The sequence below is a fragment of the Cupriavidus sp. BIC8F genome, assembly GCF_032465815.1.
GTDB classification, from domain to species: domain Bacteria; phylum Pseudomonadota; class Gammaproteobacteria; order Burkholderiales; family Burkholderiaceae; genus Cupriavidus; species Cupriavidus necator.
In genome coordinates this window covers 4,160,437-4,175,152 of the sequence record NZ_CP136094.1, presented here as the reverse complement: position 1 = coordinate 4,175,152, position 14,716 = coordinate 4,160,437, and the positions used below count along the sequence as shown (strand labels likewise).

Sequence of the window (14,716 nt, the reverse complement as noted above, 5' to 3'; positions counted from 1 at the left end):
TCCCTGGGAGGGTAGACATTTCCGCCATGTATTGAGGTCCACCCCCTCGCCTTCCACGTCCACCGAGCCGGAAAGGAAGGGGGATTCCTCCTGCGATACGGCCACGCCCGACGACAGCTTCGACGGAGCGCAGGAGCGGTAGACGCGGGATTTTTTTTGTAGGTAGTTGGCCAAACGTTGATGTCGGTCAAAATATGTCCCACTTTGGCGAGCAAGCCGTGAATGCGGGGCCGCCAGCTAATTGGCAGCGTACTCACTCCATTGATAGACTCGACTTCGCTGAATCGGGACGCAGCGGGGTTCACCAAGAGTTGGAGTCTGAGATGAAATCTGCCGAAGAAGGGCTCCAGAGGAACGTCGGCGGCCGACTACTAGTCAGCAGAGACGGGCATCGCAGTTATTGTCTGGCGCCGCAACAAGGATGAGCAGTCCGCATGAGTTACCGAGCCGTTGTCACGCTGGCCAGTCTAGCGGTTGCGAGTTGTACGCGCTATCCAGCGGCAGCCGGGCATCTCATCCGCACCTCCTGCATCGCTTCCTGCCTGGCGGATTTGATGGGCCTGGATATTCGTGAGCAGCAACGCATACGCATCGCAACGCCAGTGCATGACCTCGGAAAGATGGCCGTTCCGGACTATGTCCTGCTCAAACCTGGAAAGCTCGACCAGGCGGAGCGGCGCATCATGGAGCGGCACTCGAGCATTGGGGCTGATTTGCTCGCCGGCAGTTCCGACGAACTGCTTCAGTTTGCGTCCCAGATTGCCCGCCACCACCATGAGCGCTTCGATGGCAGCGGTTACCCGGACCGCCTGGCCGGCCCGGACGTTCCCTTGGCCGCTCGTATCGTGGCGGTCGCAGACGCGTTTGACGCAATGACAGAAGTACGCTGCTATCGCCCCAGAATGTCGGACAATGAGGCTAAGGATCCTAGCAAAAATAACTTGAACAATTACGTCTTGCGACGAGATGTTCGAGGTTTGATGCGGTAGTTCCACTCGCCATGAAATTCGTCGCGCTCAATGGCCACGGCAGCGAGTTCGGCGTCGCTGACCTTGATACCTGCGTCGTACATGTTCTCGTCCAGTTCCGCACGCACTTTCAGCCCTTCAGCGGTACTCACGCTGCCGATGAGGTTCACTACCACCTGACGCGTCAACAGCGGTCGGCCGCGCCAGTTGTTCGTGATATGGCAGAACAGGCGATGCTCGATCTTGTTCCACTTGCTCGTACCCGGCGGAAAGTGGCACACCTGCACAGCGAAACCGAGTTCGTCGGCCAGTCGCTGCAACTGCACCCGCCACAGCCGCACACGATACCCGTTGCTGCCACCGCAGTCGGCGGTGACCAGCAGTCGCCTGGCTTTCGGATACAACGGACGGCCCATCTCCAGCCACCAGCGACGGATGCTTTGAACCGCGAACTCGGCGGTGTCGTGGTTGATGCCCACGCTGACCCAGCCCTCGTTGGCCGTCACATCATAGACGCCATACGGGGCAACCTTGCCCAGTTCATCGTCGATGAAATCGTGCACACGCGCCTGCTCGGGTTGGCCCTTGGGCTGCCATTCGCGGCCAGCGTTCTTGAAATCGCCGATCAGCTCCTTCTTTTTCGTGTCCACCGAGATGACCGGCTGACGCTGGCGCTGATACTGCGCCACCTTGTCGGCGATGTAGTGGAACTGCGCGTCGCGGTCGGGGTGCTGCGCGCCTTCGCGTGTCTTGCGCACCGATTGCAAGCTGTAGCCCGTCTGCGTCAGCAGATCGCAGATCGTGCGCTGACTCACGCGATGCCCCAGCCGGTTGAGCTCTTCGGCCAGACGGGTGGTGCTCTTGCACGTCCATCGTAGTGCTGACATCGGGTCACCCCGGCTGGTCGGCTCCACCAGTGCATCCAGGTGCTCCAACAACCTCGCATCGAGCTCAGTTAGCCTCTTGCGCCCGCCTCCCGGGGCACGAATGCGCTTGGCCGTCATGTCCCGCGTCGCTCCACCGGCCGCTTCGAGTTCGGCCAGTCCCGCATAGATCGTGGTGCGCGAGATGCCTATCGCTTTGGCCACCAGACTCACGCCCCCACGCCCCAGGCTGCGCGCTTCGGCGGCGGCCCATAGGCGCAACGTCGCCTCATCAAGGCGCGCCTGCAGGGCCCGAAACTTCGCTTCGACTGCCTCGCTGATATCCATGTGCGCATCGTATAGACGCGAGGACAACTGTTCAAGTTATTTTTGCTAGGGTCCTAAGGTCCTGATAGCGGACGAAAGTGGTACGCATTTTGACCCGATTGCCGTAACGGCTTTTCTGGACGGCTTCTCGCAAATACAGCGTGCTCGGCTTGCGGCAAATGAATTACTGTCGCTCGGGAGTGACTCTGCCGTGGTTGCCAAGTTCTATGGGTTAGCCCCGAGGGACTTTCGCTCCAAAAAAATTGCACGGTCACCAGAGTCATCGCGATGAATCGCTCTGACCTGCAATCTAAGCTTGACTAGGGACGTATGGGCCTGCAGGTTGACTGCAAGGCTGGCCTTCCGCAGTGAGTTCCCGGCGATTCACACATGGCAGGGTGGCCTCATCGAAGAGATGGTCGGGCATTGGCTTCACTAATTGAGGCAATAAACTGACCAAGCCATACAAGTCCTTGCGGCCAAAGGCCAAGCTTCGCCGCCGAGCCGATATGGCCTTGCATTCCGATATCGATAAAAGACGAGCCCCAAGCCGAAGCAAACGCTTGTGCACGCTCCAACGCTACGCGGTCGTCATTACGGCTGGCAAGAACGACAGATGGGAAGGGAAGGCGCTCCATGATGACTGGGTCGAACCCGAGGGCGGGATATCCCGGTATCGTTGTGAGTCGGTCAATATCAGAGGGCGCGACCAGGAAAGCCCCTACTACTGCGTTGGTAACTGCTGCTTCTTCTTGGGCCCAGCGCACGGCAAGCGCTGTTCCAAGGCTATGCGCGACGATGAGTATGGGGCGTTTGCTGGCGCAGACTGCTTCCGTTAGTCGAAGCGACCATTCGGAATAGACGGGCTCATCCCAGTTGTCCTGTTCGACTCGGCGCATATTGGGGAACGCTGCTTCCCAGTGCGTTTGCCAGTGTTCAGGTCCGGAATTGTGTAAGCCGGGGAGGACTAGGATGTCGTAGTGGTTGATATCCAGCATTGCCGTTCTCCAGTTGCTTGGCCCGCCGAGCTTCATATGGCGGTCGCATGCACGATTTCAGGCCCCTTGCGAGTTGCTTTGGGGCAATGACTTGGTGCCGCTGACTTTCACGCATCTGCCCGTCCATATTATCCAAATTCAGGACGCCGAGCGAAACGGGGCAACCGTGAGGCGCTCACGGGTCTGACCGCAGAGACTAGCGCACGCGGTTTCGACAGGAAGTGACGTAGTAGCATTCGCTCCCGTCAGTTCTGCGGGACTGAGGAGGAGTATTGCGAGGTGCAGCAGGTACAGCGGCCAAGTGGCCAAACTGTGAAGGTAGCCTTTGGGGACCAGGGCCAGACAGGTGAAGGGCTGACAGAAGTTGGGCGCGCAAAGAGGGTATAGAGAAGCAGGCGATTCGACTGACCGAAGCCAAGAAAGGCGTCGTCTGCTACCCAGACATTCGCAACGGAATTCCCGGTATCGTCTATGCGGAACCGCCGCCGGGCTACGTTGCGCCCCAGCCCGTTTATGTAGAGCCCCGGCCCGTGTACGCTCCTCGCCCAGTTGTTGTTGCTCCTGCGCCGGTCTATGCGCCCTACTGGCGACGCACGCGATGATGACGATGACGACCAGCGGCGAGCGGAGGTGGCGCGGGCACGGCCACCACGGACACGGGCGACATGGGCACGACGACGACTGACAGGGGCCTGGCAATTCCAAATAGAGGCCCTTAAGCGCGAGTCGTGCGAGGGAAGGACGCAATAGCTGCATCCTTGGGCCAACTGCCCATTCTGGTAGGTTGCCGGCGTACTCGCGGGGACGAAGCGTGTGCCGCTAGAGAGGAGGCATCGTCCCGCGCTCTCCGACCGGCGGCTACTTGACGCCGAGCATGCCCTTCATGTTCGGGTGCAGCGTGCAGACATAGGAGAAGTCGCCGGCCTTGCGAGCGACATATTGCCACTTACCCCCGGCAGGGATGCTGTGCGAATCGAACACGCCAGGCGCCGTGACCGTGTGTGGATACGGGTCCTGGTTGACCCACACAATGGTATCGCCTCGATTGACCTCGATGGTATCAGGCTCGAATTTCACGCCCCGAATTCGCACCGTGTGCCTAGCCGCCTTCCCGGCCAGGATTGAGCCGGGAAGCACAAAGAACAAGGTTAAGGCAACGAACGGTGCGAGCACGAGCCGACGCCTTTTCTGACGACCATCACGTCGAGCCGCCGGTAAACGGATGGATGCCATGCTCGTGCAAGCGAATTACTTAGACTTAACTAGCGAGGACTGGATTTTCTTCGCATGCTCCAGATGTCCCACGAACGCCGGGCGCACGGACACCAGCAGCGCCTTGAGCTCAGCGTTTTGCGCGTTAGGAATCAGCGTCTTATCAATTGCGTCGATTACTTGTTGGTGATACGTGACTTCGTGGTCGATATACACCTTGTCGAAGCTCGCTCCCTTCAGTCCCTTCAAGGTCTTTTCGTTCTCGTCGCCGCCGGACCGCAGACTCTCACTCGTGGGATTGCTTTCCGGGGTGACTTTCAGCTTCTTGACCAGCGCTTCCGCCTGCTTGTTGACAGCGGTATGGTCGGTGACCATCTGTTTGCCGAACGCCTTCACGTCGTGCGAGTGACCTGCTTTCTCCGCCATTTTCCCCGCGTCGATGTCGACCTGGTTTGCGGTCACGACAATCGCGGCAATCTGCGCGTCATTGGGGGGTGTCTGGGCCGCGACTCCGGCGGTGGCGAGTGCCAGTATGGCGCCAAAGGTAAGGGAGACGTTCTTCATCGTCTTGCTCCTAAGTGATGAGCCAGCCGCGAATCCACAGACCGAATGTGCCCAGGCCTTCGCGGTGAAGGCTCAATTAGATTCAGGGACACACCTGCCATCGCGCACGCGAGCCCGGAGCGCAGGTGCAGCACACATTGAGTTATCCGTCGAGGTAACCTTGCTGAGTTCCTCAGAGGGCAGCAGTTGAAACGCCGTCCCGAAAATCGAGCTCGCTGAGGGTGTCGTCGATTCCGTGAATCATCAAAATGGCGTCGTCTGCCAGTGCCATGTGAACCCCTGCTGCAATGGCCGCGCCGCGTGAAGGATAGGTGACGTGGTGACTATCTGTTGCGTCGGACTGCACTGCCCACAGTCCTTCTTCTGTCGGGAATACCCGAACACTCGTTGTAGACATTGAGGTACACCTCGCTTGAAGCCGTCATTCTTGTTTTGTAGTAGAGATAGCGGCTTTGCGCCGTCAGCCAACGTCCTATTTTCATGCCGGGGCTCTCCGGACTTGTGTCTGATAAGCTGGGGCCTCCGACGTGGCGAAACAACTCGGTCAGGTGGGCCGGGGATGTAGAATGCCGGAGGCCTTCAACTGCTCAAGCCCACTTGGGTTGGTCCAAACAAATGCGATACGTTCCCGCTCCCATCTGCTTCAAGACGTTTGGTGGACTCGGGGCCGTCGAGTCTGATTCCACAGACCATTTCGGAGAGCCACCGTTCGTTGACCCGGCAATCCACCCAGGGGGAGTGCTCCGACGGCATCGCCGTCAAAGTTGACGGTCGTCCCAGCGAACGTCACGGCGGGCAGCGCAGCAAACAACGTGGCGATGATGCGTTTCATACCCTTCATACTTGCTTGGCAGCCCGGCAAGCAGGAGCCGGAATTTCTGCCGAGTCCATAGGCCACTAATGGTGTCAGGCTGAACAGCCACACAGGCGTGCTTGTGTGCAGTGACAAGGCGCCATGGGCTGGCCTGTTAGCATAAAATCTCGAATTTATCGATATTCACTGTCATGTTGCCATTGGCATCAACCGTGATGTGTGCTAGGGCAAGATAGTGCAAATCCGGGACACCTTTGTCTACCGCAATCACAGTGCCGTTAAACACAGCCGTGTAGTTAAACGCGCCGGAGGGGAGATAGTTCTCCGTAGCTTGGCCACCCTCGTTATCAATATAGCGCGCCCCGGTGTTGTTTCCTATTCCGATGCCGCGAATGCGAATGAAAGTCGAGACGTGCAAGCCTCCAGAATTGTCTGCTACCGTCTTAACCTCAACGAGAATTTGTCCGGAAAGGGTGTACGTTTCATTATTGCAATTGTTCAATCCTTCAGTAAAAAAAGGCTGCCATGGGCCGGAGTAAGCGTTTAAGGCACCTGCTTTTGCAATGGGTGCAAATATAAAGGAAGCAGCTATCAGGATAAGCGCAAGAACAGCCTTCGTCATGCTTGATGTTAAGGTTTTCATTTTTTTCTTCCCTGTTTTTTCGAAAACGTTAGTTCGCTATGCCAATTGACACATGCTGGCGACGATGCAGTTTGGCTTCCTTTGTGCGACGGGCCGGCGCCGACCCGCGACCCTGTGACCGAGTGGTCGAGACTAGCGCCGCACAGGAGGCCGCCATCAGCTTAGTGCAACTGCTTTGGTATTCAACCCAAAGTGGACTTAGTGCGCGACAGGCTCCTGGTACATATACACCCGCCATAGTTGCATAATTGAAGCACTAACACTGAAAGCACCGTTGTCATCTTTGATGACTAGGCTGTCCAAGGCTTAGCTATCGGGCGTGGCACAAATATTGCGCTTACTGGGGAGCGAACATGCACTCAAATACTCGCCTCTGTTCGCAACCGGCGACACATGCCGGTATCGTCCCAAGAACCAGAAGAAGGTGACGAAATTGCTTACTTCATGCCTCAAAGGCGCGAGGCTTCGTTCAGGGCTGCTCATCGCCGTTTCGTTGGTGCAACCAATACTGGCGTTTAATGCGTTAGTCTTTTTTCCGGTTCTTGCTTATGCCATCAGCTTCAATGTAACGAAGACCCGTAGGAGGGAACATGCCATGAGAACAAACCGTAGTTCCAAAGCAGCGCGTATCGCAATGGCTGGAATTGCTCTCATCGCCATTTCGTCGTTTGGCGCAGATGTGAGTCATTTCAACGGCTCCGGCGGCTTTGCCTCAGCCCAGTACAATGATTTGTTCACGGCAGCGAACATTCAGGTGTACCAGAATGGTCAAGGGCAAAACGCGGTTAATTACTTGTACCTGCTCACTTCAACATGCTCCTATTCGACCACTGGCTATGCCTGCTCAGGTACGGTGTTATCTGGCGCAATTGCGAGCGCCGACTTCGCCGTGAATGGCCGGAATGCAACCCTTAACACGAACGGTAGTCAACTTGTCGGCGTACAATTCACCTACGGCTGTGACGGGATAGCTGGTTGCTATTACAACGAAACACCTCTTACGGGCGGGAGCCTCTCCATGTCATGGAAGCAAAACACTGAAGCCACTTACCAGTCGACAGGAACCCAGATTCAGACCTTTGCAAATACCAAATCGACAGTGACTGGTACCGAGCAGTTTGTCACCGCATCGTTTAGTGGCACCCTTCTGGGCTTACCCGTCTCCGCGACAACGGGTGGAAGTATTGGCTCGACGAAGAACATTGCGATTACTGTCACCAAAAACTGAAGGGTTCCTGCCAGGGCGAGACGGACTCGCCTTGGAGCGCTTATCAAGGACAACTACGCTACGCCGGCGACATCTGGCAACCTTATTTCGAGAACGGATTACACCCCAGGCAACCTCCGTCCGCCGGCAGGACATTGACTTGTACAGTGGATGGGGTGCTCCTGACGTTATCGTCGCTGACCACAAGGGAGAAGACATACACCCCGGGCACGGACGGCGTGAGGCTTGGGCTGACTGTGGTCACGCCTGTCAGTGTCACAGTAGCCGGCCCAGAGAGTTGCGACCAAACGTAGGACAATGGCTTCTGAGGCGAGGCCGGGGCGTAGCTCCTTCGGCCGTCGAGTACCACGAGGTCGCCGACTTCCCCCTCTCGGTTGGCGCCCGCATTTGCTATCGGCACGGAGAGGCCCTCCAGCACGATAGTGCCAGCCATGGTTGCTGCACTCGTCAGCACGCCTATCACGAGGGCCAGCGCGCCAAGCCATGAAGGTTGAAGTCGATGCACAGTTATCCTTCCTCTCTGGAGGCGGGGTAAAGGTTCACCAGCCCTGCGTCAAGGTTGATAGGGCTAAAGCATTTAAGCGGGCCCGGCCAGGAGCTAGGCCCAAGTCCGTTCATCCCTCTTGCGGTTCTCAATCCCTGTTTCTGTAGTTGAGCGTTGCAGGGTCGCTCTTTCTAAAGATTATGAACCACGGGTTCACCAGCGCGCCACCAGCTGTGTTGGCCGGCACGATGACGTCGCATACCAATGTCTTGGTGTTGCAGCGTCGCACCTGACCGGCCGCCGCAGTGTTGAGGCCGTTGCTCGTGATGGGGATGAATAGATTGCCCCCGGGCCCAAATATTAGTGCTTGGGCGAACGCTCGGGCTTCAGGCGGCGTCGACTGCGGGTTCGACAACACGATGCTATCGAGAAGCTGCCCCGTCTTCCCGTCCAGTTTCAGAATTTTGTCACTGTCGTTCGGATTTGCCCGAAAGCTCGCCACCCACAGGTTGCCAAACCGGTCGAAGACCAGGCCCTCAGGGCGATGTAGGTCTGAAACGGTTGCGTTGGACACGAACACGTCGACAAAGGCCCTGGTTGTGGCGTTGAAACGCAAAATATATCCGGACAGGGGGTCAAAGTGAGGGTCCGAGGGGTCGAGGAGGCAGCCAATAACCGAAACATACAAAAGACCGTCCGGTCCAAAGACCACACCACGTGGGTGAAACGGAATGGTGACTCTGTGGTGGTCCAGGTCTGCCAAAAAAGCGCCGGAAGCGCTATATTCCTTGATGTTGCCTTGATTGGAGCATTGGTTCTTGATACCGACATCGGCCACGAAGAAGCTATTGTTCGGCCCTCCTCGCACAATGCCCTGAGGAAAAAACGGGGCATCGCGGTCGCTTGAGGCGACGAGCTTGTTGTCAAACGTACCCGTCGTGCCGTTAAAGCGAAGAATCTCGCCGGACAGGTCAGTGTTGATATTCTGGTTGACGACAACCAGTTGACCATCGGTAAAAATCATCCCCATCGGCCCCTTCAATCCTGCCGTTCCAGAGGGGATGAAAGCGCCGTGATACGCCCCGGTGTCGGCATCGAAGGCCTTAACGGAGTTATCTCCGGCATCGCCAATGAGCAGCTCATCTGCCCTCGAAGACTGGCTAATCGACAGCGCACCTAAGCCAAGCGCTGTGGCCAGCAGGAAGGTGCGCAATGTGTCACGGTAATTTTTCATTGATTTCTCCTCTTGTGACTGGGGGCGAGATGAAATAATTGATGCCATAGCGACTCGGCCGTCTGCTTTGCTGTCGAGACTACGAACGGGGGCTGCGGAAATTTCCCGGTGTGGGCGACGCGGCTTCGCATGGCGTCGCTGAAACCTCCATAGGAAATGACGCGCAATCGCATCACGCGGTGCCGGTGGAATTAGGGCACGTCGCGACAAGCACTGTGCATGCGCCCGGACGGCGCGCGCGGTAGGTCGCTGCTGATGAGGTATGGAGGGCCACATGCTTGTGTCTGTCCATAGGGCTTCTTATTCTTCGTTAGCTACTTGCCGCCCCGGACACAATCCAGGCCCACGATGGAAGTGGGCAGAACTACTTCTTCTTAATTGTTGCTACACAACATAGGCCACTCATTCGAGAATTGCAATGTTGACGATGGCGGCCACTTCAGTGCGGTACCCGCCGCTCAGATGGACGTGCTTCGGTCCTGAATCACGTGAGGCGGCGGCGCACCTTGTCGGTTCATGGGCATGCCGTCCGTCACAAGCGGGACAAGTGCAGTGGTCTAATTTCCTCGGACAGGTCGATAGGAGGACAATCCGGAATCGACGAGGAAAAAAGTAGATGACAAGAAGGCGGCGACAGTTTGATGCCAGCTTCAAGCTGGAAGTGGTACGGATGATCCGAGACCAGGGATTATCGGTCAGCGAGGTTTGCCGGTCGATGGAGCTTGGTGAGACCGCCGTTCGGCGCTGGATAGCGCAGTACGACGCGGAGTGCGCAGGCGGTCCTGGCGTGGGCAAGCCGCTGACGGCGGAACAGCAGCGCATCCGGCAACTAGAGGCGGAAAATCGGCAACTGCGCGAGGACAACACGCTGTTAAAAAAAGCGTCGGCCTTCTTTGCACGGGAACTGAAGTGAGCTACCGCATGGTGGCTCACTTGCAACAGGAGGCCGTATCGGTCAGTAGTGCTTGCCGGGTATTGCAGGTCAGCCGCTCCGGCTACTACGCGCACCGCGGTGCCAAGCCGAACACGAAGGGCTTGCAGGAACAGACGCACGTCAATGCAGCGTTCGTGGCTAGCGGCGCGAGCTACGGTAGTCGACGCGTGATGCATGCGCTGCGGCAGCAGGGGGTACGCATTGGCCGCTACCGGGTGCGTACGCTGATGTACGAAGCGGGCTTGCGCGCGAGCTGGAAGCGCAAGTTCGTCTCAACGACTGACAGCCGGCACACGCTGCCTGTGGCAGCGAACGTGCTGGACCGGCAGTTCGACGTGGCAGAGCCCAACCGCGCCTGGGTTTCAGACATAACGTATGTCCGGACGGCCCAGGGCTGGTTGTATCTGGCGGTGGTGCTGGACCTGTATTCACGAAAGGTGGTGGGCTGGTCAATGGCGCCCACCATGCCAGCCGGCCTGGTCATGTCGGCGCTGACTTTGGCCCTGCAGCACCGCCGGCCAGCGCCGGGACTGGTCCTGCATTCGGACCGGGGGAGCCAGTACGCAAGCGATGAATACCAGGCCTTGCTCAGGCAGCATCACGTGGTTTGCAGCATGAGCCGCAAGGGAAATTGTTGGGACAATGCGGTGATGGAGCGGTTCTTCCTGAACCTGAAGATGGAGCGCGTGTGGCAGCGCCAATACGCCAATCACGACGAGGCGCGACGCGACATCACCCAGTACATCGTTGGCTTCTATAACCCGGTGCGCTTGCACTCAACCCTGGGGTATCTGTCGCCCACTGCTCACGAGGCGAAATCGACAGTGAAAAAACCTATCTGCCTGTCCGAAATAACTTGACCACCACAATACGCCAATCACGACGAGGCGCGACGCGACATCACCCAGTACATCGTTGGCTTCTATAACCCGGTGCGCTTGCACTCAACCCTGGGGTATCTGTCGCCCACTGCTCACGAGGCGAAATCGACAGTGAAAAAACCTATCTGCCTGTCCGAAATAACTTGACCACCACAAAGGGCCGAGAATTCATAATTCGAATTGTCACCATCTCACTACACTTACCTCCTGTATCGAGAATGAAACGACTTGCGCAATTCAGGGAGGTAGTCAGGTACATCTGCCACACATTAAGCCAACCAAATCAATGGCCTAAATCGCCTGGCGCGACGCTTGCTTGAGTTGCGCAGTTGGCAGGAATCTGAAGCCAACATGGAGCGTAGAAGCCAATTCGCCCAACTAGCAGTCCTGAAACACCTTCGGCCAACCTCCTATTGCGCCAGTGCCGCCCGCCATCGCGTTGGCCATTGTCTGCCCAACTCTTCGCACACAGCCCAACGCGGTTCCGGTCCTCCCCAAAAACATGATTTGGCTCGTTGGAGGTCCGCCATGAAAAATTTGATTTCACTCATCAAGAAAGTATTGCACGCATCAGCAATCGCCACCGCGCTCGCGACGGCGTTAGCCGGATGTGGCGGGGACGGCAGCGACAGCATGACTGGCTCGGCTGTGGTCCAACAAATTGCTTCAAACGCAAACTCGGACGGCCCCGTCGTCTCGCTCAATGCATCGTATCGAGGCCAAACCTACCAGCAATGGGTCGTTTCGTTCTGGCAATGGGCGCTCGCCATACCCTTGCCGCCGGCCAGTCCGTACCCGCATCCGTTCCAAGACTGCAACAACCGCCCAATCTCAGCGGGGCAAACCGGAAACGTCTGGTACTGGTCGGCACCCGACCAAGCGCCATTGACCTGCAACCAGAGTGCGACGATTATCCCGCCGGGGACCTCCATCCTTCTGACCATGCTTGGCGCTGTTCAGGTTAAGCGTGGATAGCTGCTAGACTTTGGTCGTTGATATGACGAGAGCAGTCGATGAACGCCCGCCAGTTGAAGAGATTCCTGGAGTCGGTGACCAAGCTCACCGCCGGCCAGTTGGAGCAGGTACGAAGCGCGCTTACTACGGAGCATACGGAGCGCGCCAGCTATCAGGCCATCGAGGCTGCGCGGCCATGTGTATGCCGCCGATGCGGCAGTGAGAAGGTGGTCCGGAACGGCGTCCAGAACGGTCTGCAGCGCTTCCTGTGCCGCGATTGCGGAAAGACGTTCAACGCTGCATCCGGGACGCCGCTCTCGCGGCTGCGCGACAAGGAACGGTTCGACGCGTACGCGCAATGCATGAAAAATGGCCTCACGGTGCGGGAAGCAGCGGACGAGGTTGGCCTAACGTTGGACAGAGCCTTTCGGTGGCGCCATCGCTTCCTGAGTGAGGTTGTCGCGCATCAACCGAAGGGTATCAGCGGCATCCTCGAAGTCGACGAGACCTACTTCCGAGAGTCACAGAAAGGGTCCAGGAAGCTCACCAGACCCTCGCGGAAACGAGGCGGCAAGGCGGAAGGACGTGGCCGGAAAAGCAAGGACTGGGTTCCCGTCCTTGTAGGCCGCGCTCGCGGGCAGGCCCAGACGGCCGACAAGGTGCTCGGCCGGCTGACCGGCGCCGAGGTAACTGACGCGCTCAAGGACGCCGTAACGCCGGGCGAGACCATCCTCTGCACGGACGGACACTCCGCCTTTCTTCATCTGCAGCGCACCCTCGGCGTGCAGACCAAGTCGTTCGTCGCCAGCTATCACGGCCCTGTGCTCGACAAGGTCTATCACGTCCAGTCCGCCAACAACTATCACGAACGGCTCAAGTCGTGGATACAGCGCCAACTCAGGGGCGTGGCCACCAAGTACTTGCCGAACTACCTGGCTTGGCAACGGCTGATGAGTTGGAACCAGGAAGGCGTTTCCGCCGACGAAGTCATCGCGTCAGCCCTCGGCAAGCAGGTCATCAACGTTTAATCTGAACAGCGCCCCATGCTTGATTTGGAGGCCTCATCACTGGATGCGCCTCCATTCTTTGCCACCACGGCGGCCGACCAACTGGCGATTGCCCAGAAGTTTGCCAATTACATCCAGGACTTGTTCGTCACCATCGATGGGGTGCCAGTCACCAACGTTACGGCGTACCGGATAACGACGGACCAATTCTCGTTCTCTGCGCCAACACCGTGGATTTTTAACAAGGTTGGCGGAAACGGTACGGCGGTCGCGGACGGCTATTTTTTGCTGCTGAAGCCGCTGTCGGCGGGCACACACACAATTCACTACGGCGGGACGTTTCGTATTCCCGCAGGGGTACTAGGGCACAAAGCCGTGACTATCCCGAAGGACGTCACGCTGCTTATCACGATGGGTTCGTAGGCGGATTTGGTGCGTCGGACCGGGATGGCGTTACTACCTTCGATTCAATGCCTTAGGGAACTGTGTGCAGCATGCCGTAGCAATTTGAGGCCTGCACGTCCTCGAACGGGAATCCTTTGATTCGAAAGTCGGCCGCTCAGTTGGGGCGGCAACCCGGGTGATTATTCAGTGGACGTGAATATGAACCGCAATGGAAAGTATCGGCGACTAACACTCGCCTGGCTAAGCGTCGGCAACTCGTTTGGCTCCACAAGCCGTGAGGTGTTGGCTCAACGCACGTTCAGCGCCGTGGTTCGCATCATCCTGGTGCTGCTCGTGCTGGCCTCAACCGCCGAAGAGGCGACCGCGCAATCACATGCTTTTGTTGCCAACGCCCGTTCGAACACGGTATCAGTCATCGACCGGACCACCCATGCGGTTGTGGCCACGATTGTGGTTGGGTCTTTTCCAGTTGATGTTGTAGTCACCCCGAGTGCGGCGCAGGTCTATGTCGCCAACAGCGGCTCGAACACCGTTTCCATCATCGCCACGGCAAGCAATACGGTGGTTGCCACAATTGTGGTGGGGACTGGTCCCGTGAGTACAGCATTCACGCCGGATGGGAAACACGCGTACGTCGCCAACACTCGTGCCAATTCCGTTTCCGTTATCGACACGGCCACGCAGACCGTCGTCGCCAGCGTTCCCGTCGGCGTCCTCCCAAATAAGGTTGTCATTACACCGGACGGCGTGAACGCCTACGTGACGAATGCGGGCGACCACACGGTGTCCATCATCAACACAGCGACAAATGCAGTCTCGTCCACTGTGACGGTAGGGGCAAATCCTTTCGACGTCGCCACTCCGGCCCCTACGTGCTTTGACGGTATCAAGAATGGCAGTGAGACCGATGTCGATTGCGGCGGGCCAACCTGCGCAAAGTGCGCCACGAGCAAAATATGCTTGATTGGTGCTGACTGCCAAAGTTCTGTCTGTTCGCAAGGCATCTGCCAGGCCCCGTCGTGCTCTGACGGTATCAAGAACGGCCTGGAGACCGATGTCGATTGCGGAGGGCCGAACTGCGCACAGTGCGCCACGGGCCATCAGTGCGCGCTGAACTCTGACTGCGCAAGCAACAGATGTGGAATTATGGGCAGCTTTGGCACCTGCCTGCCTTGATGGCTTGTTCGGTAGAGCATGCCT

At 57.9% G+C, this 14,716-nt stretch carries 16 protein-coding genes and 1 pseudogene; 9 read left to right on the top strand and 8 right to left on the bottom strand.

The window, feature by feature from the left end; genetic code table 11:
- Nucleotides 1-434: 434 nt before the first annotated feature.
- Nucleotides 435-989 carry an HD-GYP domain-containing protein gene (locus RS901_RS19595; RefSeq protein ID WP_316150597.1) on the top strand — a complete coding sequence of 185 codons (555 nt, stop codon included), beginning with the start codon at nt 435-437 and terminating at the stop codon, nt 987-989.
- Here RS901_RS19595 and RS901_RS19590 read toward each other — a convergent pair.
- Together RS901_RS19590 and RS901_RS19585 are read right to left on the bottom strand one after the other, a co-directional pair.
- Nucleotides 950-2,179: an ISAzo13 family transposase gene (locus RS901_RS19590; RefSeq protein ID WP_316149395.1), complete on the bottom strand. Its 1,230-nt coding sequence runs from the start codon at nt 2,177-2,179 to the stop codon at nt 950-952. The genes RS901_RS19595 and RS901_RS19590 overlap by 40 nt on opposite strands.
- Before the next feature lie 383 nt (nt 2,180-2,562).
- Complete coding sequence (locus tag RS901_RS19585) at nt 2,563-3,156, bottom strand: RBBP9/YdeN family alpha/beta hydrolase (RefSeq protein ID WP_316150596.1); 594 nt, start codon at nt 3,154-3,156, stop codon at nt 2,563-2,565.
- 383 nt (nt 3,157-3,539) lie between these two features.
- Between RS901_RS19585 and RS901_RS38880 the strand changes: the two genes are divergently transcribed.
- Nucleotides 3,540-3,758 (top strand): hypothetical protein, encoded by a 219-nt coding sequence (locus tag RS901_RS38880; RefSeq protein WP_410054187.1) that lies wholly within the window; start codon nt 3,540-3,542, stop codon nt 3,756-3,758.
- 256 nt (nt 3,759-4,014) lie between these two features.
- Here the strand turns inward: RS901_RS38880 and RS901_RS19580 are convergent, their stop codons facing one another.
- The 4 genes from RS901_RS19580 to RS901_RS19565 form a co-directional block, all read right to left on the bottom strand.
- Entirely contained in the window at nt 4,015-4,389 is a 375-nt protein-coding gene (locus RS901_RS19580; protein ID WP_316150595.1) for a cupredoxin family copper-binding protein, read from the bottom strand.
- Between the two features lie 15 nt (nt 4,390-4,404).
- The gene (locus RS901_RS19575; protein ID WP_316150594.1) at nt 4,405-4,932 is read right to left on the bottom strand and encodes a DUF4142 domain-containing protein; all 528 of its coding nucleotides are present in this window, start codon (nt 4,930-4,932) and stop codon (nt 4,405-4,407) included.
- Between the two features lie 172 nt (nt 4,933-5,104).
- Nucleotides 5,105-5,329 carry a DUF2188 domain-containing protein gene (locus tag RS901_RS19570; protein WP_316150593.1) on the bottom strand — a complete coding sequence of 75 codons (225 nt, stop codon included), beginning with the start codon at nt 5,327-5,329 and terminating at the stop codon, nt 5,105-5,107.
- 571 nt (nt 5,330-5,900) lie between these two features.
- A complete protein-coding gene (locus RS901_RS19565) occupies nt 5,901-6,389 on the bottom strand; it encodes a hypothetical protein (protein ID WP_316150592.1) in 489 nt (162 codons plus the stop codon).
- Between the two features lie 424 nt (nt 6,390-6,813).
- Here RS901_RS19565 and RS901_RS19560 point away from each other — a divergent pair, with 424 nt between their 5' ends.
- The gene (locus tag RS901_RS19560; protein WP_316150591.1) at nt 6,814-7,617 is read left to right on the top strand and encodes a hypothetical protein; all 804 of its coding nucleotides are present in this window, start codon (nt 6,814-6,816) and stop codon (nt 7,615-7,617) included.
- A gap of 82 nt (nt 7,618-7,699) precedes the next feature.
- Here RS901_RS19560 and RS901_RS38875 read toward each other — a convergent pair whose 3' ends face one another.
- Nucleotides 7,700-8,050, bottom strand: coding sequence for a PKD domain-containing protein (locus RS901_RS38875; protein ID WP_410054186.1), 351 nt, complete (start codon nt 8,048-8,050; stop codon nt 7,700-7,702).
- A 199-nt stretch (nt 8,051-8,249) separates the two neighbouring features.
- Entirely contained in the window at nt 8,250-9,335 is a 1,086-nt protein-coding gene (locus RS901_RS19555) for a hypothetical protein (RefSeq protein WP_316150590.1), read from the bottom strand.
- Between the two features lie 616 nt (nt 9,336-9,951).
- On the opposite strand from RS901_RS19555, the gene RS901_RS19550 reads away from it, so the two are divergent.
- The 6 genes and pseudogenes from RS901_RS19550 (at nt 9,952) to RS901_RS19525 (ending at nt 14,692) form a co-directional block, all read left to right on the top strand.
- A protein-coding gene (locus RS901_RS19550; RefSeq protein WP_316149557.1) for an IS3 family transposase occupies nt 9,952-11,129 on the top strand; the annotation gives its coding sequence in 2 pieces (ribosomal slippage) (nt 9,952-10,219 and nt 10,219-11,129; 1,179 coding nt in all).
- Nucleotides 11,130-11,150: 21 nt separating this feature from the next.
- Nucleotides 11,151-11,297 (top strand): annotated as a pseudogene (locus RS901_RS19545) (IS3 family transposase); the annotation flags it as partial.
- A 381-nt stretch (nt 11,298-11,678) separates the two neighbouring features.
- The gene (locus tag RS901_RS19540) at nt 11,679-12,125 is read left to right on the top strand and encodes a hypothetical protein (RefSeq protein ID WP_316150589.1); all 447 of its coding nucleotides are present in this window, start codon (nt 11,679-11,681) and stop codon (nt 12,123-12,125) included.
- Between the two features lie 38 nt (nt 12,126-12,163).
- Nucleotides 12,164-13,132 (top strand): IS1595 family transposase, encoded by a 969-nt coding sequence (locus tag RS901_RS19535; protein WP_316150588.1) that lies wholly within the window; start codon nt 12,164-12,166, stop codon nt 13,130-13,132.
- Between the two features lie 15 nt (nt 13,133-13,147).
- Nucleotides 13,148-13,534, top strand: a complete 387-nt coding sequence (locus RS901_RS19530) for a hypothetical protein (protein WP_316150587.1) — start codon at nt 13,148-13,150, stop codon at nt 13,532-13,534.
- 180 nt (nt 13,535-13,714) lie between these two features.
- Entirely contained in the window at nt 13,715-14,692 is a 978-nt protein-coding gene (locus RS901_RS19525) for a hypothetical protein (protein ID WP_316150586.1), read from the top strand.
- The last annotated feature ends 24 nt before the right edge of the window (nt 14,693-14,716 follow it).

What these genes read in the sequence shown, in the direction of transcription:
- RS901_RS19555 (WP_316150590.1), bottom strand. Translation starts at nt 9,335, where the DNA reads ATGAAAAATTACCGTGACACATTGCGCACCTTCCTGCTGGCCACAGCG.
- RS901_RS19575 (WP_316150594.1), bottom strand. Translation starts at nt 4,932, where the DNA reads ATGAAGAACGTCTCCCTTACCTTTGGCGCCATACTGGCACTCGCCACC.
- RS901_RS19525 (WP_316150586.1), top strand. Translation starts at nt 13,715, where the DNA reads ATGAACCGCAATGGAAAGTATCGGCGACTAACACTCGCCTGGCTAAGC.
- RS901_RS19540 (WP_316150589.1), top strand. Translation starts at nt 11,679, where the DNA reads ATGAAAAATTTGATTTCACTCATCAAGAAAGTATTGCACGCATCAGCA.
- RS901_RS19580 (WP_316150595.1), bottom strand. Translation starts at nt 4,389, where the DNA reads ATGGCATCCATCCGTTTACCGGCGGCTCGACGTGATGGTCGTCAGAAA.
- RS901_RS19570 (WP_316150593.1), bottom strand. Translation starts at nt 5,329, where the DNA reads ATGTCTACAACGAGTGTTCGGGTATTCCCGACAGAAGAAGGACTGTGG.
- RS901_RS19585 (WP_316150596.1), bottom strand. Translation starts at nt 3,156, where the DNA reads ATGCTGGATATCAACCACTACGACATCCTAGTCCTCCCCGGCTTACAC.
- RS901_RS19535 (WP_316150588.1), top strand. Translation starts at nt 12,164, where the DNA reads ATGAACGCCCGCCAGTTGAAGAGATTCCTGGAGTCGGTGACCAAGCTC.
- RS901_RS38875 (WP_410054186.1), bottom strand. Translation starts at nt 8,050, where the DNA reads ATGGCTGGCACTATCGTGCTGGAGGGCCTCTCCGTGCCGATAGCAAAT.
- RS901_RS19595 (WP_316150597.1), top strand. Translation starts at nt 435, where the DNA reads ATGAGTTACCGAGCCGTTGTCACGCTGGCCAGTCTAGCGGTTGCGAGT.
- RS901_RS19530 (WP_316150587.1), top strand. Translation starts at nt 13,148, where the DNA reads ATGCTTGATTTGGAGGCCTCATCACTGGATGCGCCTCCATTCTTTGCC.
- RS901_RS19590 (WP_316149395.1), bottom strand. Translation starts at nt 2,179, where the DNA reads ATGGATATCAGCGAGGCAGTCGAAGCGAAGTTTCGGGCCCTGCAGGCG.
- RS901_RS19565 (WP_316150592.1), bottom strand. Translation starts at nt 6,389, where the DNA reads ATGAAAACCTTAACATCAAGCATGACGAAGGCTGTTCTTGCGCTTATC.